We start from the raw sequence: 25,008 nt of genomic DNA, 5'->3' as shown, positions 1-25,008 counted from the left end.
GCTCTCAATTCGCTCTCAAATAAACGCCAATGGCGCTGTTTCTTTGGATTTCCTTCTGCCCCAGAGAGCAGAACGTTTTGGGGTTGTCGTAGGACACGCCGTTTTTCGCCAGATAAGCCTCGCCCTTGGCCCGCATCCGACCCTTTTCAGCATCCGACTCGACATAGGAGCGGATTTCCGTGTCCGAGTACCCCAGATTATTCGCTTTGGACCGCAGTCCCCACATCACACTGATCGCTTTCAATCGCCGCCCGCTGATCGACGGGCAGAACTCGGAAATCTCATTTGCAATGGCGATGTAGTAGAGTTCGTTGTCGATCTCTTTGACATCCCTCAAGGGCGGCTTTGCTTCTGTCACCGTCGGCAAGGCCATCAGCGATGCGAGGGCAACTAGTTTTACAACAGACATGGGTTTTCCTTTCGTCTTGGACTGTCCAAGACGAAGCGGTTTGCGGCTGCTAGGCAATAACACCCTGCCCGCCCACCGAAGATATGGAAAAACACCGGTCATGGCCGCTGGCAGGTTCCTGCAAATGTCAGTTGATCATTGCTGACGCTGAGGTTCTGCGGGTCAGTATCCGGACCCACCTTCCAAGCAATCCGAGACGATCCGAAGTTCTGGATGCAGAATTTGGTACCTTCATGACGTCCGGCCTCGCGCGCACCATCGAGTGAAGCAGAGACGCCTTTGACGACAACCGTAAAGTCCGCGGGCGAGGTTTTCTTGTTGACCACCTTCGCCTTGGCCCTGAACGACTTGCCGTCGAACAAAAGCCGGTCTGCCGACGGCTTCACCAGACCGCATGCAGAAACACCAGCCAGCGCCAACACAACAATAAGGGCTTTGGGGGCCTTCATACTTTCCCTCTTTGTTTTCTGTTCCGCTGCGTCGCCATCAAAACGCCGCCACCAATGCCATAAGCCCGATCACGACCATGCACGCCCAGCCGATCACATACAGAATTGTCCGCGGACCGCTGCTTGGCTTGCCAATCCCTTTCAGGTGCACAACCAGCATCGCCAAGCGCGCAACCAACGCCACTGAGGCCAGCAGGTTTACCCAGAACGGGCTGACGCCCAGCAAAATCGCCGCTGTTATGACAGTCACAAACGCAGGAAGTGTTTCCGTTCCATTCAGATAGGCCCGGTTCAGACGATACGCCTTGTCGGCATAGTCCTGCTCGGGTGTCGCACCGGGTGCCAGCCCTTTGGCTTGTTTGGCCAGTGCCGAAAACGGCGCCAGAAACAATACAACCAGCGTGAATAGCACAACCGACGCAATCGCGTGGCTATATTCAGCAAACACTTCCATCTTCGTTCACTCCGCTGCCATCGCACCCATACGGCCCGATTTCTGAGCCTTGATGCGGTCTTCGATCTCTTCCCGGAAATTGCGGATCAGGCCTTGGATCGGCCAGGCGGCCGCATCGCCCAAGGCGCAGATCGTGTGTCCTTCGACCTGTTTGGTCACGTCAAACAACATGTCGATCTCTTCCAGTTCAGCCTCGCCGCGCACCAGACGATCCATCACACGCATCATCCAGCCGGTGCCTTCGCGACACGGCGTACACTGGCCACAGCTTTCATGCTTGTAAAACTTCGACAGGCGCCAGATCGCCTTGATGATGTCGGTGGATTTGTCCATCACAATCACCGCTGCCGTACCCAGACCCGACCCCAGGTCGTTGCGCAGGTAATCGAAATCCATGATCGCGTCGCGCATGTTTTCACCGCGCACGCAAGGAACCGAGGATCCACCAGGGATAACCGCCAGAAGATTATCCCACCCGCCGCGAATGCCGCCGCAATGGGTTTCGATCAGCTGTTCGAACGGGATCGACATCGCCTCTTCGACGACACATGGGTTGTTCACGTGGCCCGAGATCGCAAACAGCTTGGTACCGGCGTTGTTCTGGCGACCAAATCCAGCGAACCAGTCCGCACCCCGACGCAGAATGGTCGGCACCACCGCGATGGATTCCACGTTGTTCACAGTGGTCGGACATCCGTACAGCCCCGCACCCGCCGGGAACGGAGGCTTCATCCGCGGCATGCCCTTTTTGCCCTCAAGGCTTTCAATCAGGGCGGTTTCCTCGCCACAAATATAGGCCCCTGCCCCGTGATGAAGGAAAAGATCGAAATCCCAGCCCGAACCAGCGGCATTTTTGCCAAGAAGCCCCGCGTCATAGGCCTCATCAATCGCAGCCTGCAATGCCTCACGCTCGCGGATGTATTCGCCGCGCAGGTAGATATAGCAGGTATGTGCGTTCATCGCGAAAGAGGCGATCAGACACCCTTCAATCAACGTGTGGGGATCATGGCGCATGATCTCACGGTCTTTGCAGGTGCCGGGCTCGGATTCATCGGCATTCACAACCAGATAGGAAGGGCGACCGTCGCTTTCCTTTGGCATGAACGACCATTTCAGGCCAGTTGGGAAGCCCGCACCGCCACGTCCGCGCAGCCCGGAATCCTTCATCGTCTGAATGATCCAGTCCCGGCCCTTTTCAATCAGGCCAGCTGTGCCGTCCCAATGCCCGCGGGCTTGCGCGCCTTTCAGCGTGCGTTCGTGCATCCCGTAGATGTTGGTAAAGATCCGGTCCTGATCCTTCAGCATCATTCGTTACCTTCAGCTGTCCTGACGCATGCGCCAGAGTTGAAAAATGTTCACACCAGCATAAATGAATGCCGCCAGAGCGGCAAAATCAAACAGCAGCGCGTGCCGGGCCGTTAAACCCAGCGCAGGGCCAATGAACAGGTTCATGGCAAGCCAGATCACCATCGTCACCGCAATGACGATGCCGATATGTCGGCCCTTTCGGGCTATAGCCTGATCCTTGTCCTTGTCCATCATCCCCCGATGCCCGGATAGGGCACCCGTTTAGTCTTTGTAGGTGCCATCTTCCTTGGCACGTTTGGCAAATTCGGTTTCCTCACCCGCCGCAAGCATGGCTGCCTGTTCAATCCAGCCATCGCGCTCGATCCGGCCCTTGAACTTCAACCGTGCATCGACCCAGGCGACCTGTTCCGGTGTCCAGGCAGCGATCTGATCATAGTGGAAGAAGCCCAGCTCGTTCAGCGTCTGCTCCAGCTTGGGGCCTACGCCTTTCAACAGTTTCAGGTTATCTGCCTTGCCGTCGCGCGCGCCTGCCAGTGTTTCGGGCTGGTCCTCTTTCGCTGCCTTCGCCTCAGCGGCCTGTTTCGCAGCAGGTTTCGCCGGGGCTGGCGCTTTGGGCGGCTTCGGTGCCGCTTTGGTCGCAGCCGCTTTGCCATCCTTGCCCAACCAAGGGGTCAGGATCGGAACCTCGGTCCCGTCGATGCGTTTGACCGTATCGCCAATACCGGTGGCCAGTTCGACGCTGGCGTTATACCGGGCCTTTCCAGCCTCATGATCGGTCAGACTGGTCAGCCCTCTGAGCGGTTCAGCCGCATAACGTCCGTTTTGTGGGCCCGGCGTCGGAACTTTCCCCGCCACCAGATCATCGAGGATCTTGCCAAAGCTCTCGGCGGTCAGGTCTTCGTAGTAATCCTTGCCGATCTGCGCCATCGGCGCATTGGTGCAGGAGCCAAGGCATTCGACCTCTTCCCAACTCAGCTTGCCATCAGCCGACAGTTCGTGCGGTTTCGCCGAGATCTTTTCCTTACAGACCGCAATCAGGTCCTCTGCTCCGCAGATCATGCAGGAGGTCGTACCACAAACCTGAATATGCGCAGCCGACCCAACGGGTTGCAGTTGGAACATGAAGTAAAACGAAGCAACCTCAAGCACACGGATATAGGCCATACCCAGCATGTCGGCGACGGATTCAATCGCCGGACGGCTCAGCCATCCCTCTTGTTCCTGTGCGCGCCACAGAAGCGGAATGACCGCGCTGGCCTGACGGCCTTCGGGGTATTTGGTGATCTGCGCTTCGGCCCATTGCTGGTTGGCAGCGGTGAAGGCAAAGCTTTCGGGTTGTTCGGGATGAAGACGGCGGAGCATTAGCGGTCAATCTCTCCAAATACGACGTCCATGGTGCCGATGATAGCGGCGACGTCGGCCAGTTGGTGGCCTTTGGCAACGTGGTCCATGGCTTGCAGGTGCAGGAAGCCCGGTGCGCGCAGTTTGGCGCGGTAGGGTTTGTTGGTGCCGTCGGCGACCAGATAGACGCCGAACTCGCCCTTGGGGGCTTCGACGGCAGCATAGACCTCACCGGCAGGCACGTGGAAGCCTTCGGTATACAGCTTGAAGTGATGGATCAGGCTCTCCATCGAGGTCTTCATGTCCGAGCGTTTCGGTGGAGTGATCTTGCCGCGCGCCAGAACGTCACCGGGACACTCGCGGATTTTGGCGATGGCCTGACGAATGATCAGCAGCGACTGGCGCATCTCTTCCATGCGGACAAGGTAGCGGTCATAGCAATCGCCGTTCTTGCCGACGGGAATCTGGAATTCAAACTCATCATAGCACTCGTAGGGCTGCGCGCGACGCAGGTCCCAGGCCAGACCCGATCCACGCACCATCACGCCCGAGAAGCCGTATTTCTGGATGTCATCCTCGGACACCACGCCGATATCGGCGTTGCGCTGCTTGAAGATGCGGTTTTCGGTCAGCAGCCCGTCAATGTCATCAAGAACGCTTGGGAATTCGTGACTCCAGGCCTCGATATCGTCCAGCAGTTCGGGCGGCAGGTCCTGATGGACACCACCGGGGCGGAAATAAGCGGCGTGCAGGCGGGCGCCACAGGCACGCTCATAAAACACCATCAGCTTTTCGCGTTCTTCAAAACCCCACAGCGGCGGGGTCAGAGCGCCCACATCCATCGCCTGCGTGGTCACGTTCAACAGGTGATTCAGGATGCGTCCGATTTCGGAATACAGCACCCGGATCAGCGAGCCCCGGCGCGGCACCTCGACCCCGGTCAGCTTTTCGATGGCCAGACACCAGGCATGTTCCTGGTTCATCGGTGCCACATAGTCCAGACGGTCGAAATACGGCAGGTTTTGCAGATACGTCCGGCTTTCCATCAGCTTTTCGGTGCCACGATGCAGCAGGCCGATATGCGGGTCGCAACGTTCGACAATCTCGCCGTCCAACTCGAGCACCAGACGCAAAACTCCGTGCGCCGCGGGGTGTTGCGGGCCGAAGTTGATGTTGAAGTTGCGGATCTTCTGCTCGCCGCTCAGCGCGTCCGTGCTGCCGTCATCATATCTTGAGCCGTCCATCAACGCCCTCGTTTCTTCTTTGCTTCGGCCCGAACCCGGACCTTTTCGGCCTCGACCGCCTTGACCGCAGACCCGGCCAGTAGAACCCCAAACGCGCCCAGAATGATCAACTCACCTATCATCTCAGCGGCGCTCCAACTCTTGCAGTTTCAGCCCGACCCACCACAGCAATGCGATCGTGCCAAAGGGAACCAGACACAGCAGGCACCAGTATTTGTTGATCCCGAAGAACGGCAAAATCTTCACCATCGGAATGATGGTCAGCGCAGACAGGATCAGCCACCAGATGCCACCCATTATTCGGTCTCCTGTTTCTCATCCCCTGGCAGAATGTAATTCGCACCTTCCCATGGGGACATGAAATCAAACTGACGGTACTCCTGCACCAGACTGACCGGCTCGTAGACGACGCGTTTCTGCGCCTCGTCATAACGCACCTCGGTGTAGCCCGTGGTCGGGAAATCTTTGCGCAGCGGATGGCCACGGAAGCCATAATCCGTCAGGATGCGCCGCAAGTCTGGATGGCCCGAGAACAGGATGCCGAACATGTCGAACACCTCACGCTCGAACCAGTTGGCCGAGGGGTGGATATCGACTATCGAAGGCACCATGTCATCTTCGCGGATCGAAACCCGCAGACGGATGCGCTGGTTCTGGTACATCGACAGGAAGTGATACACCACGTCGAACCGCTTGGCGCGTTCGGGGTAATCGACGCCGGTGATATCCACCAGTGTCGAGAACTTGCAATTTTGGTCCGACCGCAGGAATTCTACGAATTCCACGAGGTTCGACGGCGCCACATCGACGTTCAGCTCACCATGGGTCACATCCCAGGACAGAACACAATCGGCTCGTTTCAGTTCAAGCTGGGTGCCGAGTTCTTTGAGTGCTTCGCTCATCTACCCTTCCCCTCAGCGTACAATTGTGCCGGTGCGGCGGATTTTGCGTTGTAGCTGTAGCAGACCGTAAAGCAGCGCCTCGGCGGTCGGAGGGCAGCCGGGCACATAGATATCCACCGGAACTACCCGGTCACAGCCACGCACGACAGAATAGGAATAGTGGTAGTAACCACCGCCATTCGCGCAGGACCCCATCGAGATCACATAGCGCGGCTCGGGCATCTGGTCGTAAACCTTGCGCAACGCAGGGGCCATCTTGTTGGTCAGCGTGCCGGCCACGATCATCACGTCAGATTGGCGCGGAGAGGCGCGCGGGGCGATGCCGAAACGTTCCGCATCATAGCGCGGCATCGAGGTGTGCATCATTTCAACCGCGCAGCAGGCCAGACCAAAAGTCATCCAGTGCAGCGAACCGGTACGAGCCCAGTTGATGATATCCTCGCTCGAGGTCAGCAGAAAACCTTTGTCCTGCAACTCGGCATTCAGGGCCTGGGTGGCGACTTCCTTGTCGACGCCAGCGGTGTTTGCACCGGTCATCACTCCCATTCCAGGGCCCCTTTCTTCCACTCATAGGCAAAGCCGATGGTCAGCACGGCCAGAAACACCATCATCGACCAGAAGCCGACATCGCTGATATCGCGGAACCCGACGGCCCAGGGAAACAGGAATGCGATCTCAAGATCGAAGATGATGAAGAGAATCGAGACCAGATAGAATCGGACGTCAAATTTCATTCGCGCATCGTCGAAGGCGTTGAAGCCACATTCATATGCGCTGACCTTTTCGGGGTCGGGATTGCGGACAGCCAGTACAACGGCGGCAAGAATCAGGACGATTCCAAGGCCTACGGCAACGGCCAGAAACACCAGAATCGGGAGGTACTCCCGCAGCAGGTCTTCCACGAATAGCTCCTTTCTTGCGCACGCATCTTGTCGGGTGCGCCGTCAATTGGCGTGTTGACTGGACATTCTCTATCCCCGCCGGGTCAGAGGGTCAACCGAACACAGCCCCGTTCACCATCAAACATACGCTTGACAGCGCGGCATAGAATCGCATTTCGTGCGTTTTGCATTGGCTTGCGGAAACTCGGTAAACTTACTTATTCCATGCAGGTTTACGTTTTTCGAAGAACGCCGCGATCCCTTCACGCGCCTCTTCCGTTTCCCAGCGTTCGACCAGTTCGTTGATGGTCTGGTCGATTGTGGCATCATCAATACGAGGTCCCAGAGTTCGAACCAGCGCCTTGGCAGATGCAACCGCCCCCGGCGCGCACGAAAGATAGGGCCGAACTTCCTCTTCTATCGCGGCCGCAAGCTGCTCGGAGGGCACAGCCTTTGCCAGCAATCCCAGATCAACCGCTTCGGGCGCATCGAACAACCGGGCCGACATGAACACACGCCGTGCCCGCGCCTCACCCATACGAGCGATAACATAAGGGCCGATTGTCGCCGGAATCAGCCCCAGCCGGGTCTCGGTCAGTCCCATCTTCAGACTATCTACACCGATGGCAACATCGCACACGGCGGCCATCCCAACGCCTCCGCCAAAGGCGTTGCCTTGTAGTGCCCCGATCAGGGGTTTGGGCATTGTGTTCAACGCCTGCAACATCTCGGCCAGCTTGCGCGCCTCGACAAATCGCGTCGCCTTGTCGGCCGCCATCTGGTCCTGCATCCACCCCAGATCACCACCGGCGCAAAACGTCTTTCCCGCAGCGGCCAGAACGACCACCCTGACAGAGCCATCCTGACCCAGTTGCGACGCGGCCTGTGTCAGCTCGGTGATCATTTGACCCGACAGCGCGTTGTGCTTTTCCGCCCGGTCCAGAGTTAACGTGGCAACACCGCGTTCGTCTGCTGAAATCGAGATTGTTTCGAACATGTTAGCCTCTCAACGCCTTGGCCATCTGCGCGGCCTCTTCGACCACATCGATATCCAGACCGGTTTGGTAGCCCAACCGGTGCAAATGCGCTGCAACGGTTTCAGTCGCGACATTGCCCGCGGCCCCCGGAGCATACGGGCAACCGCCAAGCCCACCCACGGCCGCATCGAACACGCGCACCCCCAGCGAAAGTGCCGCATCGATATTGTCGATTGCACGCCCATTGGTGTCATGAAAATGCCCGGCAAGCCGCGTCACAGGAACCCTTTCCCGCACCGCCAGAAGCATATGAGCGATCTTGTCTGGCGTGCCTTGCCCGATCGTGTCCCCCAATGACACCTCGTAACAGCCCAACGCAAACAGCCGGTCGGCAACTTCGGCCACTTTCTCGGGCGGGGTCGGGCCGTCATAAGGGCAATCCGTCACGCAAGAGACATAGCCGCGAACCGGAAGGTCGATATGGCGCGCCGCTTCGAGAATCGGCGTGAACCGTTCGATTGACTCGGCGATCGAGGCATTGATGTTTGCCTTGGAAAACCACTCGGAAGCAGACGCAAAAATGGCAATCTCCTCCGCTTTGGCGGCCAGCGCATCCTCGTATCCGCGCATATTCGGCGTCAACGCCGCGTACCGCACTCCGTCCGCGCGGGTAATACCGGCCAGAACTTGCGCCGACCCCGCCATTTGAGGAACCCATTTAGGAGAGACAAAGCTTGCAACTTCGATCCGTCGAAATCCGGCGCGGCTGAGGCAATTGATCAGCGCCACCTTGTCGGCAACCGGTATCTCACGTGTTTCGTTTTGCAGCCCGTCGCGCGGTCCAACTTCGTAGATTTCGACCAGATCACCCATGTCAGAACCCCTTATGGCTTGTTCTCATTCCAAATACGGATCGCGCGACCGTGCCACGTCAAACCGCGCGGGTACAGATCACTCTTCTTCCAAACGCACCAAAGCCGCCCCAGCCTCGACCTGCGCGCCATCTTTGACGAGCACCTCGGCCACCACACCATCTCGCGCGGCCAGCAACGAATGCTCCATTTTCATCGCTTCGAGAATAGCCAAACGGTCGCCTTCTTGAACGGTTTGCCCCGCGGTGGCAAAGACTGCCTTGACCAGACCCGGCATCGGCGCCTCGATCACGTTGGTGTCACCCGTCGCGCTGGCATCCCGGTCAAGCGGATCGATAACGTCGAAACTGCGACCGTAGTCAGTAAATACGGTCAAAGTAGTTCCGCTGACAGCCACCCGGGGCATCGACATACCGTTCAGCGCCCACCGCCCCGAGATCCGCTCGGCCACGACACGGTGTTCGCCCAGCTGCCAAAGCTGGCGATCCGAACCATCGACCTGCACGTCAAGATCAAGAACCTCTCCCTGATCGGACAATTGCACTGCCCGATGCAACGGAGCCCAGAGCGAAAACCCGGTGTCAGGCGCGACATCCACCAGATTCAGTGCGGTCATCGCAGCCGCAACAGCGGTTGTGGCCGAAGTCGGCGATTCCTGCACCAACCCGTCAAGATCGCGCCCGATCAGGCCCGTATCTACATCGCCCGAGGCAAATCCGTTATGGCGGGTCAGCGCGCCCAGAAAGGCGAGATTCGTAACGGTGCCCGCCACTTCGGTCTCCCGCAGCACTCGGTTCAACGTCTCAAGCGCAACCGCGCGGGTCGGACCATGCACCACCACTTTGGCAATCATCGGGTCATACCAGGGGCTGATCGTGTCACCTGTGCGAACACCACTATCAGCTCGGCAGTTGGCCGGGAAAACCAGATGGGTCAATGTACCTGTCGCCGGCAAGAACCCCTTTGGTACATCCTCGGCATAAAGCCGGGCTTCGAAGGCGTGACCCGAGATCGACAGATCATCCTGTTGCCTGGGAAGGCTCTCTCCTGCTGCAACGCGCAACTGCCATTCCACCAGATCGATGCCGGTGATGGCCTCTGTAACTGGGTGTTCCACCTGCAGGCGGGTGTTCATCTCCATGAACCAGAATCTGTCGGGGCGCAGCCCGTCCGAGGCATCGACGATGAACTCCACCGTGCCTGCACCCTTGTACCCGATCGCCTCGGCGGCACGCACACCGGCCTGCCCCATCGCCTCCCGCATCTCAGAAGTCATGCCCGGGGCTGGTGCCTCTTCGATCACTTTCTGATGGCGGCGTTGCAACGAGCAGTCGCGTTCGAACAGATGCACGGCATGTTTACCATCGCCAAACACCTGCACTTCGATATGGCGGGGTTTGGCCACGAATTTCTCGACCAGCACGGCGTCGTTGCCAAAAGCGGTTCTGGCTTCGCCCCGTGCGCTGTCCAATGCGGAACGAAAATCCTCGGGGCGTTCGACCAGACGCATACCTTTACCGCCACCGCCTGCAACCGCCTTGATCAACACCGGATACCCAATCGCATCAGCCGCACCCGCCAGGTGTTCGGGATCCTGATTGTCGCCGTGATAGCCGGGCACCACGGGCACGCCAGCCTGTTCCATCAACACCTTGGCCGCATCCTTGAGGCCCATTTTGCGGATCGCATCCGCTGATGGGCCGATAAAGGTCAAACCCGCGGCCTCGACCGCGTCGACAAAATCGGGGTTCTCTGACAGGAATCCATAGCCGGGATGAATCGCCTGCGCGCCTGTGTCCAACGCCGCCTGAATGATCACATCGCCCTTCAGATAGCTTTCCGCCGGGGCGGGGCCGCCGATATGAATGGCCTCATCCGCCATCTGCACATGCTTGGCCGCCGCGTCCGCATCGGAATAAACAGCAACGCAAGATACGCCCATCCTCTGAGCGGTTTCCATAACCCGGCAAGCAATCTCGCCCCGGTTGGCAATCAGGATTTTGTTGAACATAGCTTACCCCTCAACCGCCAGATCTTCGACAAGTCGAAATCGCTCGCATAGCAGCTCCATCTCCGGATCAAATCCGCCATTGCGTTCGAAATACTGGCGATGACCCTCTCTCCATCCCTCAAGCGTTTCATTTTCGCCCTCTGCCAACGCGAAATCCTCGGTTACGTCGCAGTATCGGCAGGTCGAGACCTCGACCGTTTCGATCACCAAGGCCGGACGATCATCCCATTCCATCGCAATATCCCTCCGACCGACCACAGGAGTGTCAGGGCTGCCTTCGGGATAGTCGCGCAACGCACCACAGGTTGCCGTTTTCCGCCCTGATCGTACCAATGCCAGCAGCTCAGCACTCAGCCGGGCATTGTCACCAAACTTGAAAGTCTGGGCACCCGGATAGCGTGCCATGACGTCATTCAATGAAACGTTCATCTTACATCCTGAACACGCCGAAACGTGTCTCCTCTATCGGGGCGTTCAGTGCGGCGCTCAGAGACAAGGCGAGCACATCGCGACTTTTGCGCGGGTCGATGATGCCGTCATCCCAGAGACGGGCCGAGGCATAAAGCGGGTGCGATTGCTCTTCGAACATCTCCAGCGTCGGACGTTTGAATTCGGCCTCTTCCTCGGCCGACCAGGTGCCGCCCTGTCGTTCGATCCCATCGCGCCTGACGGTGGCCAGAACACCGGCTGCCTGCTCACCCCCCATCACAGAGATCCGCGAGTTCGGCCAGGTCCACAGAAACCGCGGCTGATATGCGCGACCGGCCATGCCGTAGTTGCCAGCCCCGAAGGACCCGCCGACCAGCATGGTGATCTTGGGCACGTTGGTGGTGGCCACGGCGGTCACCATCTTGGCCCCATGCCGCGCGATGCCTTCGTTTTCGTATTTGCGACCAACCATGAAGCCGGTGATGTTCTGCAAAAACACCAGCGGGGTTTTGCGCTGCGAACACAGCTCCACGAAATGCGCGCCTTTTTGCGCGGCCTCCGAGAACAGCACGCCATTGTTGGCAATGATCCCGACTGGGCACCCTTTGACATGGGCAAAGCCGGTGACCAGTGTCTCGCCAAATCGGGGTTTGAACTCATCAAACCGCGACCCATCGACCAGCCGTGCAATCACTTCACGGATGTCATAGGGCGTGCGCAGGTCGGCGGGAACGACCCCCAGAATTTCCTCGGGATCATAAGCTGGCTCCTCGGGTGCTTCGAACCGTAGGCCGGGCTTCAGCCCGGCACCCCCCAATGACCCGACAGCCCGCCGCGCCAATGCCAGCGCATGTGCGTCATCTTCGGCCAGATAATCTGCCACACCCGACAGGCGCGTATGCACATCGCCGCCACCCAGATCCTCGGCGCTGACAACCTCACCCGTCGCAGCTTTGACCAATGGTGGCCCTGCCAGAAAGATCGTGCCCTGTTCCTTTACGATGATCGTCACATCGGACATTGCAGGAACATAGGCCCCACCCGCCGTGCATGATCCCATCACCACGGCAATCTGAGGGATACCCTTCGCGCTCATCCGCGCCTGATTGTAGAAGATACGCCCAAAGTGGTCGCGGTCTGGGAACACCTCATCCTGATTGGGCAGGTTCGCGCCGCCGCTGTCGACCAGATAGATGCAGGGCAGATGGTTTTCCTCGGCAATCTCCTGCGCGCGCAGGTGCTTCTTGACGGTCATCGGATAATAGGTGCCGCCCTTCACGGTGGCATCGTTACACACCACCATGACTTCGCGCCCCTGCACCCGGCCAATCCCCGCGATGACCCCGGCACAAGGTGCTGCATCGCCATACATCCCATGCGCCGCTGTCGCGCCGATTTCCAAAAACGGAGACCCCGGATCAAGCAGGTTCGCCACCCGCCTGCGCGGCAACATCTTGCCTCGGGATTCATGCCGCGCTCGGGATTTCTCACCGCCCCCCATACGGGCGGTTTCGGCAGCAGCAGAGATTTGCGCCAGCGCATCGAGATGAGCGGTGCGGTTTGTCTTGAAGCCCTCGGAGCCGGGCATGGCTTTGGATGTGAGTTTCATTTTCGTTCACCCTCCAGCAGCCGGTCTGCATGCCGCAAATCCAGCCACCTCAAAGTTGCATTCTTTAATTGGCACTGTTTTTCAGACAAATCGGCACCGCAAATTGCTTGAGTAACTTCCGACGCACGCTGCAAAGCATTGGCATACGAAAAACGCCTGACTTCCGTTAGGTTCGGGTTCACAGGCAATGATTTCGAAATTTCTTCACTTCGAAATAGAATATGCTCAACCAAAATGTCGTGACATATCTCGCCATAAGAGTTCGACTGCTCCCGTGTACAATATTCCAACGCTAACAAGACACAGTCGGTTTCCAGTTCGGTTTTCGAAACCGTCATCACCGTTTCTTCGCTGAGTCGCGCGCACCCATCTAACCAATCTTCAACGCCGAGGACGGGCTCATGGAACTGACTCGGATCATCGTCAGTACTCAGTGCTGCTGACGGAAAGATCAGAGCGACCGAGGCCGACCATAGTAACCTGCTTATGACGCGAGTCGCTCTCACGAACCAATCTCCCCCGCCGCCCGCGCTTTCAATTCCTTCCGGATTACCTTCCCGGTCACCGTCATCGGCAGTTCCTCCAGAAACGCCACCTCGCGCGGATACGAATAATGCGCCAGACGTTCTTTGACCCAGTCCTGCAACTCCTGTTCCGCCGCCTCGGCCCCCGTCTTCAACACCACATAAGCCTTGACGATCTCGGTCCGCAGCGGGTCAGGTTTTCCGACCACGCCAACCGTCGCCACTGCCGGGTGGGTCAGCAGGCAATCCTCGATCTCAGCTGGGCCAATGCGATACCCGGCGGAGGTAATCACGTCATCATCCCGACCGACAAAGCACAGATAGTCGCCCTCCCACACGCCGCGGTCGCCGGTGATCAGCCAGTCATCCCGGAACTTCTCAGCCGTCGCCTCAGGACGGTTCCAGTATTCCAGCAGCATCGAGGCCGAGCCGCGCCGGATGGCCACGTCGCCCTCTTCGCCGGTCGGGTTGCCGTCCTCATCAATCACCGCAACCTCATGCCCCGGCACCGGTTGACCGATACAACCCGGGCGCACAGGGAAATCGTCGGCGCAGGAGGATACGACCATGTTGCATTCAGTCTGGCCGTAAAACTCGTTGATCGTCAGACCAAAGGCCTTCTGGCCCCATGCCAGCATTTCGGCACCCAGCGGTTCTCCCCCGGATGCGACCGAGCGCAGACCGGGGATCACCTGTTCCGCTGCCTTGAGCATTCGCAGCGCCGTTGGTGGGAAAAAGACGTTCCGCACCCCGCCACGCGCGATGATGTCAGCGCAGGCCTCGGGGGTGAATTTCTCAAGCCGCGCGGCAACGACCGGAATGCCCAGCGCAAGACCCGGCATCAGCACATCGAACAGCCCGCCGATCCACGCCCAATCCGCCGGAGTCCAAAGACAGTCACCTTCGCGCAAGTGATTATGGCTGATCGAAACTCCAGGCAAATGCCCGGTCAGAACCCGGTGTCCATGCAGCGCGCCCTTCGGGCTGCCGGTGGTGCCCGAGGTATAGATCAACACAGCCGGATCATCTGGGCTGGTCTCGGCAAATGGTACAGCGGGGCCATCTTCACCAATCTCCGATGCAATCAAGGGCGTGGCCAGATCACCCAACAGATCAGCCCCTTCGGCGTCGGTCAGTACAATCCGGGCACCAGCGTCACTGACCCGCGACCGCAGCGCGTCCTGCTTGAACAGTTTGAACAAAGGGACCGACACAGCCCCGATCTTCCAGATCGCCAGATGAGCCGCCGCGCACCATGGCGACTGGCTCAGCAACACTCCGACGCGATCACCGGGTTGCACATGGCGCAATAATGCGCGGGCTATTCCGTCTGTCATTTGCGACAGCTGCGCAAAGCTGATGTGCTGCGGGTCCGGTCCGGTCAAATCGATCAGCGCGACCCGGTCCCCCGCATGCCGCAGGCACTGCTGCGCCATGTTCAGCCTGTCCGGCAGATTCCAGCCTCCATCCGGGCGCAAACCCGGTATGCGCTCAGCGGTTAGCACGGCGAATTTTCCCTATATTTCCTGCACTTATCGATTCATCTGCAGCCAGTTCTTTCACGTTTACTTGATGCAGATCAGAGTGGGCAATTTCAGTCGCTGCAACACCAAGGTCATCAACGAAACCAAAGGCAAGACAATGACCAAGAAACTCGCCGCTTTGACTCTTTCCACCGCGTTGGTGGCTCTGGCCGCCCCTGCGTTTGCCCAATCTCAGGGGGATTGGGCTCTCGGTATCGGTGTGGGGTACCTGGACCCGAAATCCAACAACGGAACTCTGGCCGGCCTTAGCGCCGATATCGACTCGGATACGCGCCCGATCTTCACCGCCGAGTATTTCATCCAGGACAATTTGGGGATCGAGCTGCTGGCCGCGACCCCGTTCAAACATAACGTCACCTTGGGCGGAAGCGTGGACGCTGGCAGCGTCAAGCATCTGCCGCCCACCTTGTCGCTGAACTATCACTTCCCGACCAATAGCGCCTGGAAGCCCTATGTCGGCGCCGGTCTGAACTATACCATCTTCTTTGACGAGCAATCTGCCCTTGGCAACCTCAAGGTCGATGATTCCTTCGGCGTTTCGCTGCAAGCCGGTCTCGACTACATGATCACCGACAAAGGTGCGGTCCGTCTGAATGTACGCTGGTTCGACATCGACTCGGACGTCACTCTGAACGGAGCCGATATTGGCACTGCGAACATCGACCCTTGGCTGGTCGGTATTTCCTACGTTCATCGCTTCTGATCCTTTGATCGAAACGCCCCGCTGTAACCTCGTCTGCGGGGCGTCTTCATTCAGCGCATTTCGTTCATCATTTCCCGGCCGATCAGCATCCGTCGAATCTCGCTGGTACCTGCGCCGATCTCCATCAGCTTGGCGTCCCGGAAGATCCGGCTGACCGGTGCGTCAGACAGAAACCCTGCCCCGCCCAGCGCCTGAACCGCCTGATGCGCCTGAACCATCGCCTGTTCGGATGCGTAAAGACAGCACGCCGCTGCATCCTGCCGGGTGACGTCTCCACGATCACAGGCCTTAGCCACCTCATAGACATAGGCCCGCGCCGAGTTCATCGCGGTATACATGTCGGCAATCTTGCCCTGCATCAGTTGGAAACTGCCAATCGGTTTGCCGAATTGCTTGCGCTCGGCCAGATACGGCATCACCTCATCCAGACAGGCGGCCATGATGCCGGTGCCGATCCCGGCCAGAACCACGCGCTCATAGTCCAGACCTGACATGAGCACGGCTACGCCCTTGCCCTCTTCTCCCAACACATTCTCGAACGGCACTTCAACATCTTCAAAGATCAGTTCAGCTGTGTTCGACCCGCGCATCCCCAACTTGTCGAAATGGGGCGAGGTCGAAAAACCCTTCATCTCTTTTTCAATCAGAAATGCCGTAATGCCTTTTGATCCGGCATCGGGGTCCGTCTTAGCATAAACCACCAGTGTATCCGCGTCCGGCCCGTTTGTGATCCAGTACTTGTTGCCGTTCAGGCGGTAATGGTCGTTGCGTTTTTCCGCCCGCAGCTTCATCGACACCACGTCCGAACCTGCGGAAGGTTCCGACATTGCCAGCGCGCCTACGTGTTCGCCCGAGACCAAGCGCGGCAGGTATTTCTGTTTCTGCTCTTCCGAACCGTTCAGCTTGATCTGGTTCACACACAGGTTGGAATGCGCCCCATAAGACAACGAAACCGAGGCCGAGGCGCGCGCGACCTCTTCGACAGCAATTGTATGCGCCAAATAGGACATGCCCGCACCGCCGTATTCTTCTGGCACGGTGACACCCAAAAGACCAAGCTCTCCCATTTCTTTCCACAGTTCATTCGGAAAGCTGTTCTTGGCATCAATCTCAGCCGCCATCGGCTTGACGCGCTCCTGCGCCCACCGATGTACCATCTCGCGCAGGGCGTTCACATCCTCACCCAGATCAAACTTCATCGTGGCCATGAACATCTGTGTCCTCCCTCCGCATTAATGAACAAGTGTTCAATAAATCTCTAGCAGCGAATCTATCTTCGGTCAATCTTTGTGAAAGCCTGGACCAAAACACAAAACGCCGCCTGGACCGGGCGGCGCTCTCAAGGGTCGAGCGTGCGCTGAAAGCGCACTCTGTTTGGCTAGGATTGATAAACTGCGCCCACTTCGGCTCGGATGATGCGCGCGATCACTCGGCAATCCTCCAGCGAAAAGGTCAGCGGCACACGCATATCCATGATGCCTGCCAGAACACGGTCACTTTCCGGCATCTGTTCACTTTCGAAATATCTCCAGCTGTCATAGCGCGACGTGAACCCTGTTGGTTCAGCCCCGCCAAACCATTTGATCTCGACCCCACGCGCGGCGCAGCGGCTGATAACGTCAGCAATCTGCTCAGGCGACCAATCCAACAGCAGAAACTGGATCGAAGACCCGACATAGGTTTCCTCTTCGGGGCGCTCGACAATCGTCAGGCCCGGAGTGCCACGCAGTCCGGTTTCGATCTCGCTATAGCGCTCGTTCCACCGTTCCACCTGCCGGTCCAGATCCCGCAACTGAGGGCGCAGGATAGCGGCGCGCAAATTGTCCATGCGACCGGACACATTGGGTGTGGTGTACTTTATCCGCTCGAACACTTCAGGTCCCGGCGCTGCCAGATGGCGTTCATACAGCATGTATGACCCCGACAGCATTGTAGCCTTGGCCGCCAGTTCCGCGTCATCTGTAACCAGCAAACCACCCTCGCCCGAGTTTACGTGCTTATAGGTCTGGCAGGAATAACACCCGATTGCCCCCTGCCGTCCCGATAACTGACCGCGCCAAGCCGCGCCCATCGTGTGTGCGCAATCCTCGATCACGATAACGCCCGCCGCGTCACACATCTGCATCAGACGATCCATATCACACAGATGCCCGCGCATATGGCTAAGCATCAGGACACGGGCCTGATCCAGTTTACCCTCAAGATCCTCCAGATCGATGGTCAGGTTTTCGGTGACGCCGACAAAGATCGCCCGCGCCCCGACCGAGGCAATTGATCCCGGCACCGGGGCCAGAGTGAACGCGTTGGTCAGAACCGGGTCGCCCGGCTGCACACCGACGGCCCGCAACGCGGTGGCAAGCGCATAACCGCCAGAGGAAACCGCCAAGCAATACTTGGCCCCCATCTGTGCCGCAAACTCCTGCTCCAACAGGGCCGTTTCCCCCAACTCACCGGGGACCACGTTATAACGATGCAGCCGCCCGTGACGCAGAACAGCCAGCGCTGCCTCGATTGCATCGTCTGGAAGGGGTTCCTGCTGCGTGAAATTACCAGTGAATGTTTCCGTCATGGTCTTTTTCTGGCTCTCCGACAGGGTCCGGTCAAGGTTTCAGGCTGCCGCACCAATCAGATCAGGCACAAGATCGGGCAAGTCATCAAAATGATGCAGCAGCGCTTCGGGCTCCAGCGCTGCCATGTCCTCCCCTGACGGTCCGAAAGTCACCAAAACCGATGGGACCCCTGCCGCCCGGGCGGTATTGCGGTCAGTATCCGAGTCGCCGATCAGCACGCAACAGGCCGGGTCGCCACCGGCACGGCGCGCAGCCTCGCGCAGAGGGGCCGGGTCCGGTTTGCGCACCGGCAGCGTATCCGCACCGACCAACGAGGCAAAACGATCCCGCACTCCCATGCGCGTTAGTAACAATTCGGCCAGATGTTCCGGCTTGTTGGTGCAAATGCCGACACCGTAGCCCGCGTTACTCAGCATCTCGACGGCTTGTAACGCTCCCGGATAGAAGCTTGTGTGGGTGTCGATATCCTGCGCGTAAGCCTCAAGCAGAACAGGATAATAGGTCTGAACGGTGTCCTCGTCGTAAGCTCCAACGCGTTTCAGCCCTTGGGTTAACATCATGCGCCCGCCGCGCAACGCAATGCCTGCATCCTGCCCATGGACCAGCACATCACCATGCCCCATTTCGCGAAAACAATGGTTCGCCGCAGCCAGCAAATCGCCCGATGTATCCGCCAATGTGCCGTCCAGATCGAAGATGACGGTCCGCATGTAGCCTCCTGTTTCGGCAGGTTTTCGCCGTGCCCTGTTTCAATCGGCAATCTTGTTTGATGGCCGAACAGCTTGCGCCTTTGCCCTCAGCGGATAAAACGGTCGGCAACAAAACACAAAGAGAAAACGATTTCATGACCATTGCCCTTGTCATCCTTGCCGCCGGAAAAGGCACCAGGATGAATTCGGATCTTCCCAAAGTCCTGCATCCCATCGCTCAGGCTCCGATGCTTGTTCACGCGATGCGCGCCGGGTCTGTCCTGTCGCCCGAACGTACGGTGATCGTTACCGGCCACGGGTCCGATGCTGTAGCAAAGGTTGCTCAGGACGAAGACGAAGATGCCCGGATAACCGTTCAGGAAGAACAGTTGGGTACGGCCCACGCGGTCGGTCAGGCCAGGACGGCACTGGACGGGTTCGACGGTGATATCGTGGTTCTTTACGGCGACACCCCGTTTTTACAACACGACACGCTGGAACGGATGGTCGAGGCTCGATCTGGGAACGACCTGGTCATCCTTGGGTTCGAAGCGGCTGATCCGGCCCGCTATGGCCGGTTGGTCATGAATGGCGACACGTTGGAACGCATTGTCGAATTCAAAGACGCATCAGATGAAGAGCGCACCATAACATTTTGCAACTCGGGCCTTTTAGCTTGTAATGCCCAGTTGCTTTTTTCGCTGATTGACGCCGTTGAAAACAACAATGCCTCAGGCGAATACTACCTGACAGACGTAGTTGAGATCGCCCGCAAACGCGGTCTGAACGTAACCGCCGTCGCCTGTGACGAGGCCCAGACGCTGGGCGTGAACTCACGCGCTGATCTGGCTGCCGCCGACGCGGTGTTTCAGGCGCGCGCGCGGGCAGAACTGCTGGATATGGGTGTCACATTGATGGCACCGGATACGGTATACTTGTCCGCAGACACTGTGATTGGGCGTGACACAGTAATCGAACCCAACGTGGTCTTCGGCCCCGGAGTGACCGTCGAAAGCGGTGCAACCATCCGGGCCTTTTCCCATCTGGAAGGGTGCCATGTCAGTCGCGGCGCCATTGTCGGCCCCTACGCGCGGCTGCGCCCCGGCGCGGAACTGGCCGAAAACACGCGGGTTGGCAATTTCGTCGAGATCAAGAATGCAGAAATTGCCGAAGGCGCGAAGGTCAACCACCTCAGCTATATCGGGGACGCATCAGTGGGTGCTGCGACGAATATCGGCGCGGGAACAATCACCTGCAACTATGATGGCGTGATGAAGCACAAGACCACCATTGGTGCGAATGTCTTTATCGGCTCCAATACCATGCTCGTGGCCCCGGTCACTGTGGGCGATGGCGCAATGACAGCGACAGGCACCGTGGTGACCAAAGACGTGGCGCCCGAGGCGTTGGCCGTGGCGCGTGCCAAGCAGGAAAACAAACCCGGCTACGCGAGAAAACTGTTTGATATGTTGAAGGCGAAGAAGGCTCGCCGCGATAACGAGGCCTGAGATATGTGTGGAATTGTAGGTGTCTTGGGGCAGCATGAAGCGGCTCCTATACTGGTAGAAGCCCTGAAACGGCTGGAATATCGCGGCTATGACAGCGCCGGGATTGCAACCGTTAATGACGGTGTCCTGGGTCGTCGCCGTGCGGTCGGCAAACTGGTCAACCTCAGCGATCTGTTGGTGCATGATCCGCTGCCCGGTAAATCCGGCATTGGTCACACCCGATGGGCCACACATGGTGCGCCTTCCGTCAACAACGCGCATCCCCACAAGGCGGGCCCGGTGGCCGTGGTTCACAACGGAATTGTCGAAAACTACCGCGACCTGAGGGCGGAACTGGCCAAACACGGCGTGGCCTTCAAGACCGAAACCGACACTGAAACCGTCGCGCTGATGACGGAACATCACCTCAACACAGGCATGTCCCCGGTCGAGGCCGCTTTCAAGACCATCGACAAGTTGGAAGGTGCCTTCGCCCTTGCATTCCTTTTCGATGGTGAGGATGACCTGATTGTAGCGGCCCGCAAAGGATCACCCCTGGCCATCGGCCACGGCGATGGTGAAATGTATGTGGGCTCGGACGCCATTGCCCTTGCGCCGCTGACCAACCAGATCACTTATCTTGAGGAAGGCGACCGCGCGGTTCTGACCCGAACATCGCTGGAAATCCGCAACGAAGCCGGTGAACTGGCCAACCGGGAAAAGCGCAAGATCAAGCTGGATCATGCGCGCGCCGACAAGGGCGAGCATAAGCATTTCATGGCCAAGGAAATCGCTGAGCAGCCTATCGTCGTGGCCGAGGCCATCCGATCCTACCTGCCCACGGGCGGTGATCAAGTGGTGTTCCCCGACGCCGAGCTGGATTTCAGCAAGCTGGACCGTCTGACCATGGTCGCCTGCGGCACCGCGTTTTACGCCTGCCTGACCGCGAAATACTGGTTCGAACAACTGGCCAAGATGCCGGTTGAGGTCGATATCGCCAGCGAGTTTCGCTACCGCGAACCTCCGATCACGGCTCGCACACTGGCGCTGTTTGTCAGCCAGTCAGGAGAAACCGCCGACACCCTGGCCGCGCTGCGCTATTGCGAGGGCAAGGCGGACAAGATCGTTTCTGTCGTCAATGTCCCTGAAAGCTCGATTGCTCGGGAAAGCGATATCGCCCTGCCGATCTATGCTGGCGTTGAAATCGGTGTGGCTTCGACCAAGGCCTTCACCTGTCAACTAAGCGTTTTGCTGATGCTCGCGCTCAAGGCGGCGACAGATCGCGGCACCCTGACGGATGAGGAAATCGCCGATCATGCCGCTGCGCTGCGCGGATTGCCGACCGTGCTGAACACAGCACTGGATCAGAACCGGGCGATCCGCAAAGCAGCCCAACGCCTGTCCGAGGCGCGCGATGTTCTGTTCCTGGGCCGTGGCCTGATGTATCCGCTGGCAATGGAAGGGGCGCTGAAGCTCAAGGAAATCAGCTACATCCACGCCGAAGGTTATGCATCGGGCGAGTTGAAACATGGCCCCATCGCCTTGATCGACAAGCATATGCCCGTGGTTGTCATGGCCCCCCGTGACACTGTGTTCGACAAGACCGTGTCAAACATGCAGGAAGTGATGGCGCGCAAGGGCAAAGTGATCCTTGTGTCTGATGATGATGGAATTGACGAGGCCGGAGACGGAGTCTGGTGCACGATCCGGATGCCGCATGTTCACACCAGTCTTGCGCCGATCCTTTATTCGGTTCCCGCACAGTTGCTGGCCTATCACACAGCTGTAGCCAAAGGGACGGATGTAGACCAGCCGCGCAATCTGGCAAAATCAGTGACGGTAGAGTGACCCATGTCCAAACAGTTTCCCCGGCTTGATGACGCGCATCAAAAGTTCATCGAAGATCAGCATATGTTCTTCGTCGGCACCGCCGGGACCGAGGGAAAGGTCAATATCTCGCCCAAAGGTATGGACTCGCTGCGGGTGCTGGGGCCAAACCGCATCGTCTGGATGAACCTGACTGGCAGCGGCAACGAGACGGCGGGGCATCTGATGCAGGTCAACAGGATGACACTGATGTGGTGCTCCTTCACCACGCGCCCACTGATCCTGCGCACATATGGCACAGCCCGCACTCTGCACGTCGGAGATGACGGCTGGGATGAACTGGCCAATCTTTTCCCCAACCACCGCAGCGCGCGACAGATCTATGACCAGTCGATCGAAATGGTTCAGACCTCTTGCGGGTATGCAGTGCCGTTCATGGAATTCCAGTCCGACCGCGACACGATGCAGAAATGGGTCGATGGCAAGACGGACGGCGACATCCGGTCTTATTGGGCCGAAAAGAACAGCCAGACGATTGACGGCGAACCGACAGGCGCTCCGGTCTGCCCCCAATGCTGACCCCTTTTCTTGATCAGATCAAAGCCCATGCCGACCCCGAACGTGCGGGTCAGATGGCCAGTTATCACAAGGCGGATCGCGTCTATCTGGGTGTCGCCAATCCGGTTCTCAACGATCTGACCAAAACATGGCGGCAAGAGCTGGATGTGAACAAACGCGTCACGCTGGCCAAGGCGCTGTGGCAAACCGATATCCACGAAGGGCGCCTTGCCGCGGCCAAGCTTCTGACCCAAGCCCGCATCCGGCCCGACGATCAGGTTTGGGACCTGCTTCAAAGCTGGCTACCGGTCTTTGACGCCTGGGCCGTCGCCGATCATGCCTGCATGGCGATACAAAAACGACTGATGGCCGATCCCGAGAGGCTGGATGCCGTCGAACAGTGGACACAGTCCGATCACATGTGGACCCGGCGCGCCGCCCTTGTCGCAACGCTGCCCTGGACCAAACAGAACCACCCCAAGCCCGAAGACCTGCAACGCCGCGACCGTATCCTCGGCTGGGCCGCCGGATATGTCCCGGATCGCGACTGGTTCATTCAGAAATCAATCGCCTGGTGGCTGCGGGAACTGTCCAAACACGACCCCGAACGCGTGATCGCTTTTTTGGACAAACACGGTGATGGAATGAAACCGTTTGCCCGCCGCGAAGCAGCCAAATACCTGAAAAGTCAGTCGGCATAAACCGCGACTTCGACCAGTTCGTCTAATGGCACCAGAAGGGTCCGCATGGCATCCAGCGACAAGCGACTGCCGCTACTTTCCGGGCCTGCGGCAGGAACCAGAGTGATATAGGCCTGCGCGCCGGTTCTGGGCACAACAACCCGCGCCGTTACCTCGCTATCGACCAGCGGCGTCTGCATCCAGCGTCCTGGCGTGGTCGGATCACCAAGCCCGGCAATGGTTGTTTTGGCCCCGACCCAACTGGGGCGTGCCGCAACAGGCTCGGGCTGAAGAACTTCCTCAGCGACAACTGGCGCAGTTTCGACATCCGATGCGGCCACAGCCGCCTCGTCCCCCGACCCGAACACACGTTCCTTCGTTGCCCGGACAGTGTCGCACCCGGTCAAAACAACGCATAGAAAAACAAATGCCTTTTTCATGCCCGGAAACTACAACCCCATGCGGGTGTGATCCAGTGCAAAGCGCAGTTCGCACTTGTCGCAGGCAGGTTACAGCTTTACCTATGTCGCATGTCAGCTCCGCTCATCGACCCGTTTGCCCGCGCTATCACGTATCTCCGCGTCTCCGTCACGGACCGCTGTGATTTTCGTTGCGTCTACTGCATGTCCGAAAACATGACCTTTCTGCCCAAGAAAGACCTTCTGACGCTGGAAGAGCTGGATCGCATGTGCTCGACCTTTGTAAGAATGGGCGTCGAGAAACTGCGCATTACCGGCGGTGAGCCATTGGTTCGTCGCAATATCATGACTTTCTTCAACGCCATGACTCGCCACTTGGACAGCGGCGCGTTGAAAGAGCTGACGCTGACGACAAACGGTTCGCAATTGCATCGCTTTTCCGAAGATCTTTATGCCGCCGGTGTGCGCCGTGTGAATGTATCCCTGGACACTCTGGATGACGACAAATTTGCCAAGGTCACACGCTGGGGCCGCCTCAAACAGGTACTGAACGGCATCGACGCGGCGCAAAAGGCTGGGCTGCGGATCAAGATCAATGCTGTTGCGCTCAAGGGGTTCAACGAACCCGAATTGCCCAAGATCACTGAATGGTGCGCCGAGCGCGACATGGACCTGACCTGGATCGAGGTCATGCCGATGGGCGATATCGGCAACGAGGATCGCCTGGACCAGTACTGGTCGCTCAAGGATGTGCGCAAAGAGTACGAAAAACATTACTCAATCACGGATCTAGCCGAACGCACTGGCGGCCCGGCCCGCTATATCAGGCTGGAAGAAACCGGTCAGAAGATCGGCTTCATCACGCCCCTGTCTCACAATTTCTGCGAAAGCTGCAACCGCGTGCGCCTGACCTGCACCGGTGAACTCTATATGTGTCTGGGGCAGGAGGACATGGCGGATCTGCGCTGCGCATTGCGGGATTACCCCGACACCGAACAGCCGCTTGAAGATGCCATCCGCGCGGCGATCAACCTGAAACCAAAAGGCCATGACTTCGACTATTCCCGCCAGTCAGTCGATGGCCGAATGAGCCGCCACATGAGCCATACAGGCGGCTGATA

The 25,008-nt window shown here is 58.5% G+C and carries 29 protein-coding genes; 6 read left to right on the top strand and 23 right to left on the bottom strand.

What is annotated here, in order from left to right; translation table 11 throughout:
- Positions 1 to 4: 4 nt before the first annotated feature.
- From ACR0J7_RS05415 to ACR0J7_RS05325, 19 genes are all read right to left on the bottom strand, one after another.
- Positions 5 to 409 (bottom strand): DUF5333 domain-containing protein, encoded by a 405-nt coding sequence (locus ACR0J7_RS05415; protein WP_480898981.1) that lies wholly within the window; start codon positions 407 to 409, stop codon positions 5 to 7.
- A 98-nt stretch (positions 410 to 507) separates the two neighbouring features.
- Positions 508 to 858, bottom strand: a complete 351-nt coding sequence (locus tag ACR0J7_RS05410; RefSeq protein ID WP_267362834.1) for a hypothetical protein — start codon at positions 856 to 858, stop codon at positions 508 to 510.
- Between the two features lie 37 nt (positions 859 to 895).
- Entirely contained in the window at positions 896 to 1,312 is a 417-nt protein-coding gene (locus ACR0J7_RS05405; protein WP_209597677.1) for an MAPEG family protein, read from the bottom strand.
- A gap of 6 nt (positions 1,313 to 1,318) precedes the next feature.
- Positions 1,319 to 2,617, bottom strand: a complete 1,299-nt coding sequence (gene nuoF / locus ACR0J7_RS05400) for an NADH-quinone oxidoreductase subunit NuoF (RefSeq protein ID WP_209504919.1) — start codon at positions 2,615 to 2,617, stop codon at positions 1,319 to 1,321.
- A gap of 12 nt (positions 2,618 to 2,629) precedes the next feature.
- Positions 2,630 to 2,851: a DUF5337 domain-containing protein gene (locus ACR0J7_RS05395; RefSeq protein ID WP_209598087.1), complete on the bottom strand. Its 222-nt coding sequence runs from the start codon at positions 2,849 to 2,851 to the stop codon at positions 2,630 to 2,632.
- 30 nt (positions 2,852 to 2,881) lie between these two features.
- A complete protein-coding gene (gene nuoE / locus ACR0J7_RS05390; RefSeq protein ID WP_480913513.1) occupies positions 2,882 to 3,982 on the bottom strand; it encodes an NADH-quinone oxidoreductase subunit NuoE in 1,101 nt (366 codons plus the stop codon).
- Positions 3,982 to 5,205: an NADH-quinone oxidoreductase subunit D gene (locus ACR0J7_RS05385; protein WP_267362846.1), complete on the bottom strand. Its 1,224-nt coding sequence runs from the start codon at positions 5,203 to 5,205 to the stop codon at positions 3,982 to 3,984. Before ACR0J7_RS05385 ends, nuoE begins: the two co-directional genes overlap by 1 nt.
- Positions 5,205 to 5,327: a hypothetical protein gene (locus tag ACR0J7_RS05380; protein WP_267362849.1), complete on the bottom strand. Its 123-nt coding sequence runs from the start codon at positions 5,325 to 5,327 to the stop codon at positions 5,205 to 5,207. Before ACR0J7_RS05380 ends, ACR0J7_RS05385 begins: the two co-directional genes overlap by 1 nt.
- Before the next feature lies 1 nt (position 5,328).
- Positions 5,329 to 5,502, bottom strand: coding sequence for a hypothetical protein (locus ACR0J7_RS05375; RefSeq protein ID WP_010442775.1), 174 nt, complete (start codon positions 5,500 to 5,502; stop codon positions 5,329 to 5,331).
- Entirely contained in the window at positions 5,502 to 6,107 is a 606-nt protein-coding gene (locus tag ACR0J7_RS05370) for an NADH-quinone oxidoreductase subunit C (protein ID WP_267362853.1), read from the bottom strand. The genes ACR0J7_RS05375 and ACR0J7_RS05370 overlap by 1 nt, the downstream gene beginning before the upstream one ends.
- Before the next feature lie 12 nt (positions 6,108 to 6,119).
- A complete protein-coding gene (locus tag ACR0J7_RS05365) occupies positions 6,120 to 6,653 on the bottom strand; it encodes a NuoB/complex I 20 kDa subunit family protein (RefSeq protein WP_209504454.1) in 534 nt (177 codons plus the stop codon).
- Positions 6,644 to 7,009: an NADH-quinone oxidoreductase subunit A gene (locus ACR0J7_RS05360; RefSeq protein WP_209504455.1), complete on the bottom strand. Its 366-nt coding sequence runs from the start codon at positions 7,007 to 7,009 to the stop codon at positions 6,644 to 6,646. The genes ACR0J7_RS05365 and ACR0J7_RS05360 overlap by 10 nt, the downstream gene beginning before the upstream one ends.
- A 193-nt stretch (positions 7,010 to 7,202) precedes the next feature.
- Positions 7,203 to 7,985: a crotonase/enoyl-CoA hydratase family protein gene (locus ACR0J7_RS05355; RefSeq protein ID WP_267362859.1), complete on the bottom strand. Its 783-nt coding sequence runs from the start codon at positions 7,983 to 7,985 to the stop codon at positions 7,203 to 7,205.
- Position 7,986: 1 nt separating this feature from the next.
- On the bottom strand, positions 7,987 to 8,838 hold the full coding sequence (locus tag ACR0J7_RS05350) for a hydroxymethylglutaryl-CoA lyase (RefSeq protein ID WP_480913511.1): 852 nt from the start codon (positions 8,836 to 8,838) through the stop codon (positions 7,987 to 7,989).
- A 78-nt stretch (positions 8,839 to 8,916) separates the two neighbouring features.
- The gene (locus ACR0J7_RS05345; RefSeq protein ID WP_480913509.1) at positions 8,917 to 10,848 is read right to left on the bottom strand and encodes an acetyl/propionyl/methylcrotonyl-CoA carboxylase subunit alpha; all 1,932 of its coding nucleotides are present in this window, start codon (positions 10,846 to 10,848) and stop codon (positions 8,917 to 8,919) included.
- Positions 10,849 to 10,851: 3 nt separating this feature from the next.
- The gene (locus tag ACR0J7_RS05340; RefSeq protein WP_480583170.1) at positions 10,852 to 11,277 is read right to left on the bottom strand and encodes an ASCH domain-containing protein; all 426 of its coding nucleotides are present in this window, start codon (positions 11,275 to 11,277) and stop codon (positions 10,852 to 10,854) included.
- Position 11,278: 1 nt separating this feature from the next.
- Complete coding sequence (locus ACR0J7_RS05335) at positions 11,279 to 12,886, bottom strand: carboxyl transferase domain-containing protein (protein WP_480913507.1); 1,608 nt, start codon at positions 12,884 to 12,886, stop codon at positions 11,279 to 11,281.
- Positions 12,883 to 13,392 (bottom strand): hypothetical protein, encoded by a 510-nt coding sequence (locus tag ACR0J7_RS05330; protein WP_480913505.1) that lies wholly within the window; start codon positions 13,390 to 13,392, stop codon positions 12,883 to 12,885. The genes ACR0J7_RS05335 and ACR0J7_RS05330 overlap by 4 nt, the downstream gene beginning before the upstream one ends.
- On the bottom strand, positions 13,389 to 14,915 hold the full coding sequence (locus ACR0J7_RS05325) for an AMP-binding protein (protein WP_480913504.1): 1,527 nt from the start codon (positions 14,913 to 14,915) through the stop codon (positions 13,389 to 13,391). The genes ACR0J7_RS05330 and ACR0J7_RS05325 overlap by 4 nt, the downstream gene beginning before the upstream one ends.
- 136 nt (positions 14,916 to 15,051) lie before the next feature.
- On the opposite strand from ACR0J7_RS05325, the gene ACR0J7_RS05320 reads away from it, so the two are divergent.
- On the top strand, positions 15,052 to 15,657 hold the full coding sequence (locus ACR0J7_RS05320; RefSeq protein WP_480913539.1) for an OmpW/AlkL family protein: 606 nt from the start codon (positions 15,052 to 15,054) through the stop codon (positions 15,655 to 15,657).
- A gap of 50 nt (positions 15,658 to 15,707) precedes the next feature.
- Here the strand turns inward: ACR0J7_RS05320 and ACR0J7_RS05315 are convergent, their stop codons facing one another.
- The 3 genes from ACR0J7_RS05315 to ACR0J7_RS05305 all read right to left on the bottom strand — a co-directional run bounded on the left by ACR0J7_RS05315 (position 15,708) and on the right by ACR0J7_RS05305 (position 18,937).
- A complete protein-coding gene (locus tag ACR0J7_RS05315; RefSeq protein ID WP_480481794.1) occupies positions 15,708 to 16,871 on the bottom strand; it encodes an isovaleryl-CoA dehydrogenase in 1,164 nt (387 codons plus the stop codon).
- 164 nt (positions 16,872 to 17,035) lie between these two features.
- A complete protein-coding gene (locus ACR0J7_RS05310) occupies positions 17,036 to 18,226 on the bottom strand; it encodes a DegT/DnrJ/EryC1/StrS family aminotransferase (RefSeq protein WP_480898998.1) in 1,191 nt (396 codons plus the stop codon).
- A 39-nt stretch (positions 18,227 to 18,265) separates the two neighbouring features.
- Positions 18,266 to 18,937: an HAD-IA family hydrolase gene (locus ACR0J7_RS05305; RefSeq protein WP_480506297.1), complete on the bottom strand. Its 672-nt coding sequence runs from the start codon at positions 18,935 to 18,937 to the stop codon at positions 18,266 to 18,268.
- 134 nt (positions 18,938 to 19,071) lie between these two features.
- Between ACR0J7_RS05305 and glmU the strand changes: the two genes are divergently transcribed.
- Genes glmU through ACR0J7_RS05285 form a run of 4 tightly spaced genes read left to right on the top strand, consistent with a single transcriptional unit; the run spans position 19,072 to position 23,489 of the window.
- Complete coding sequence (gene glmU / locus ACR0J7_RS05300; RefSeq protein WP_480773229.1) at positions 19,072 to 20,424, top strand: bifunctional UDP-N-acetylglucosamine diphosphorylase/glucosamine-1-phosphate N-acetyltransferase GlmU; 1,353 nt, start codon at positions 19,072 to 19,074, stop codon at positions 20,422 to 20,424.
- 3 nt (positions 20,425 to 20,427) lie between these two features.
- Positions 20,428 to 22,251 carry a glutamine--fructose-6-phosphate transaminase (isomerizing) gene (gene glmS, locus ACR0J7_RS05295; RefSeq protein ID WP_480899002.1) on the top strand — a complete coding sequence of 608 codons (1,824 nt, stop codon included), beginning with the start codon at positions 20,428 to 20,430 and terminating at the stop codon, positions 22,249 to 22,251.
- A 3-nt stretch (positions 22,252 to 22,254) separates the two neighbouring features.
- Positions 22,255 to 22,809 carry a pyridoxamine 5'-phosphate oxidase family protein gene (locus tag ACR0J7_RS05290; protein WP_480506294.1) on the top strand — a complete coding sequence of 185 codons (555 nt, stop codon included), beginning with the start codon at positions 22,255 to 22,257 and terminating at the stop codon, positions 22,807 to 22,809.
- Positions 22,803 to 23,489 carry a DNA alkylation repair protein gene (locus ACR0J7_RS05285; protein WP_480913503.1) on the top strand — a complete coding sequence of 229 codons (687 nt, stop codon included), beginning with the start codon at positions 22,803 to 22,805 and terminating at the stop codon, positions 23,487 to 23,489. The genes ACR0J7_RS05290 and ACR0J7_RS05285 overlap by 7 nt, the downstream gene beginning before the upstream one ends.
- Here ACR0J7_RS05285 and ACR0J7_RS05280 read toward each other — a convergent pair.
- Positions 23,477 to 23,908, bottom strand: a complete 432-nt coding sequence (locus ACR0J7_RS05280; protein ID WP_480913501.1) for a hypothetical protein — start codon at positions 23,906 to 23,908, stop codon at positions 23,477 to 23,479. The two genes, ACR0J7_RS05285 and ACR0J7_RS05280, sit on opposite strands and share 13 nt — an antisense overlap.
- A gap of 90 nt (positions 23,909 to 23,998) precedes the next feature.
- On the opposite strand from ACR0J7_RS05280, the gene moaA reads away from it, so the two are divergent.
- Entirely contained in the window at positions 23,999 to 25,006 is a 1,008-nt protein-coding gene (gene moaA, locus ACR0J7_RS05275; protein WP_480773226.1) for a GTP 3',8-cyclase MoaA, read from the top strand.
- Positions 25,007 to 25,008: the final 2 nt, after the last annotated feature.

Source organism: Ruegeria sp. O4 (assembly GCF_056535125.1).
Note: the sequence above shows the minus strand (reverse complement) of the source record. Positions and strands in the feature narration are given on the sequence as shown.

Coding starts and splice junctions, on each gene's coding strand:
- ACR0J7_RS05415 (WP_480898981.1), bottom strand. CDS start 409: ATGTCTGTTGTAAAACTAGTTGCCCTCGCATCGCTGATGGCCTTGCCG.
- ACR0J7_RS05410 (WP_267362834.1), bottom strand. CDS start 858: ATGAAGGCCCCCAAAGCCCTTATTGTTGTGTTGGCGCTGGCTGGTGTT.
- ACR0J7_RS05405 (WP_209597677.1), bottom strand. CDS start 1,312: ATGGAAGTGTTTGCTGAATATAGCCACGCGATTGCGTCGGTTGTGCTA.
- nuoF (WP_209504919.1), bottom strand. CDS start 2,617: ATGCTGAAGGATCAGGACCGGATCTTTACCAACATCTACGGGATGCAC.
- ACR0J7_RS05395 (WP_209598087.1), bottom strand. CDS start 2,851: ATGGACAAGGACAAGGATCAGGCTATAGCCCGAAAGGGCCGACATATC.
- nuoE (WP_480913513.1), bottom strand. CDS start 3,982: ATGCTCCGCCGTCTTCATCCCGAACAACCCGAAAGCTTTGCCTTCACC.
- ACR0J7_RS05385 (WP_267362846.1), bottom strand. CDS start 5,205: ATGGACGGCTCAAGATATGATGACGGCAGCACGGACGCGCTGAGCGGC.
- ACR0J7_RS05380 (WP_267362849.1), bottom strand. CDS start 5,327: ATGATAGGTGAGTTGATCATTCTGGGCGCGTTTGGGGTTCTACTGGCC.
- ACR0J7_RS05375 (WP_010442775.1), bottom strand. CDS start 5,502: ATGGGTGGCATCTGGTGGCTGATCCTGTCTGCGCTGACCATCATTCCG.
- ACR0J7_RS05370 (WP_267362853.1), bottom strand. CDS start 6,107: ATGAGCGAAGCACTCAAAGAACTCGGCACCCAGCTTGAACTGAAACGA.
- ACR0J7_RS05365 (WP_209504454.1), bottom strand. CDS start 6,653: ATGGGAGTGATGACCGGTGCAAACACCGCTGGCGTCGACAAGGAAGTC.
- ACR0J7_RS05355 (WP_267362859.1), bottom strand. CDS start 7,985: ATGTTCGAAACAATCTCGATTTCAGCAGACGAACGCGGTGTTGCCACG.
- ACR0J7_RS05350 (WP_480913511.1), bottom strand. CDS start 8,838: ATGGGTGATCTGGTCGAAATCTACGAAGTTGGACCGCGCGACGGGCTG.
- ACR0J7_RS05345 (WP_480913509.1), bottom strand. CDS start 10,848: ATGTTCAACAAAATCCTGATTGCCAACCGGGGCGAGATTGCTTGCCGG.
- ACR0J7_RS05340 (WP_480583170.1), bottom strand. CDS start 11,277: ATGAACGTTTCATTGAATGACGTCATGGCACGCTATCCGGGTGCCCAG.
- ACR0J7_RS05335 (WP_480913507.1), bottom strand. CDS start 12,886: ATGAAACTCACATCCAAAGCCATGCCCGGCTCCGAGGGCTTCAAGACA.
- ACR0J7_RS05320 (WP_480913539.1), top strand. CDS start 15,052: ATGACCAAGAAACTCGCCGCTTTGACTCTTTCCACCGCGTTGGTGGCT.
- ACR0J7_RS05315 (WP_480481794.1), bottom strand. CDS start 16,871: ATGTTCATGGCCACGATGAAGTTTGATCTGGGTGAGGATGTGAACGCC.
- ACR0J7_RS05310 (WP_480898998.1), bottom strand. CDS start 18,226: ATGACGGAAACATTCACTGGTAATTTCACGCAGCAGGAACCCCTTCCA.
- ACR0J7_RS05305 (WP_480506297.1), bottom strand. CDS start 18,937: ATGCGGACCGTCATCTTCGATCTGGACGGCACATTGGCGGATACATCG.
- glmU (WP_480773229.1), top strand. CDS start 19,072: ATGACCATTGCCCTTGTCATCCTTGCCGCCGGAAAAGGCACCAGGATG.
- glmS (WP_480899002.1), top strand. CDS start 20,428: ATGTGTGGAATTGTAGGTGTCTTGGGGCAGCATGAAGCGGCTCCTATA.
- ACR0J7_RS05290 (WP_480506294.1), top strand. CDS start 22,255: ATGTCCAAACAGTTTCCCCGGCTTGATGACGCGCATCAAAAGTTCATC.
- ACR0J7_RS05285 (WP_480913503.1), top strand. CDS start 22,803: ATGCTGACCCCTTTTCTTGATCAGATCAAAGCCCATGCCGACCCCGAA.
- ACR0J7_RS05280 (WP_480913501.1), bottom strand. CDS start 23,908: ATGAAAAAGGCATTTGTTTTTCTATGCGTTGTTTTGACCGGGTGCGAC.
- moaA (WP_480773226.1), top strand. CDS start 23,999: ATGTCAGCTCCGCTCATCGACCCGTTTGCCCGCGCTATCACGTATCTC.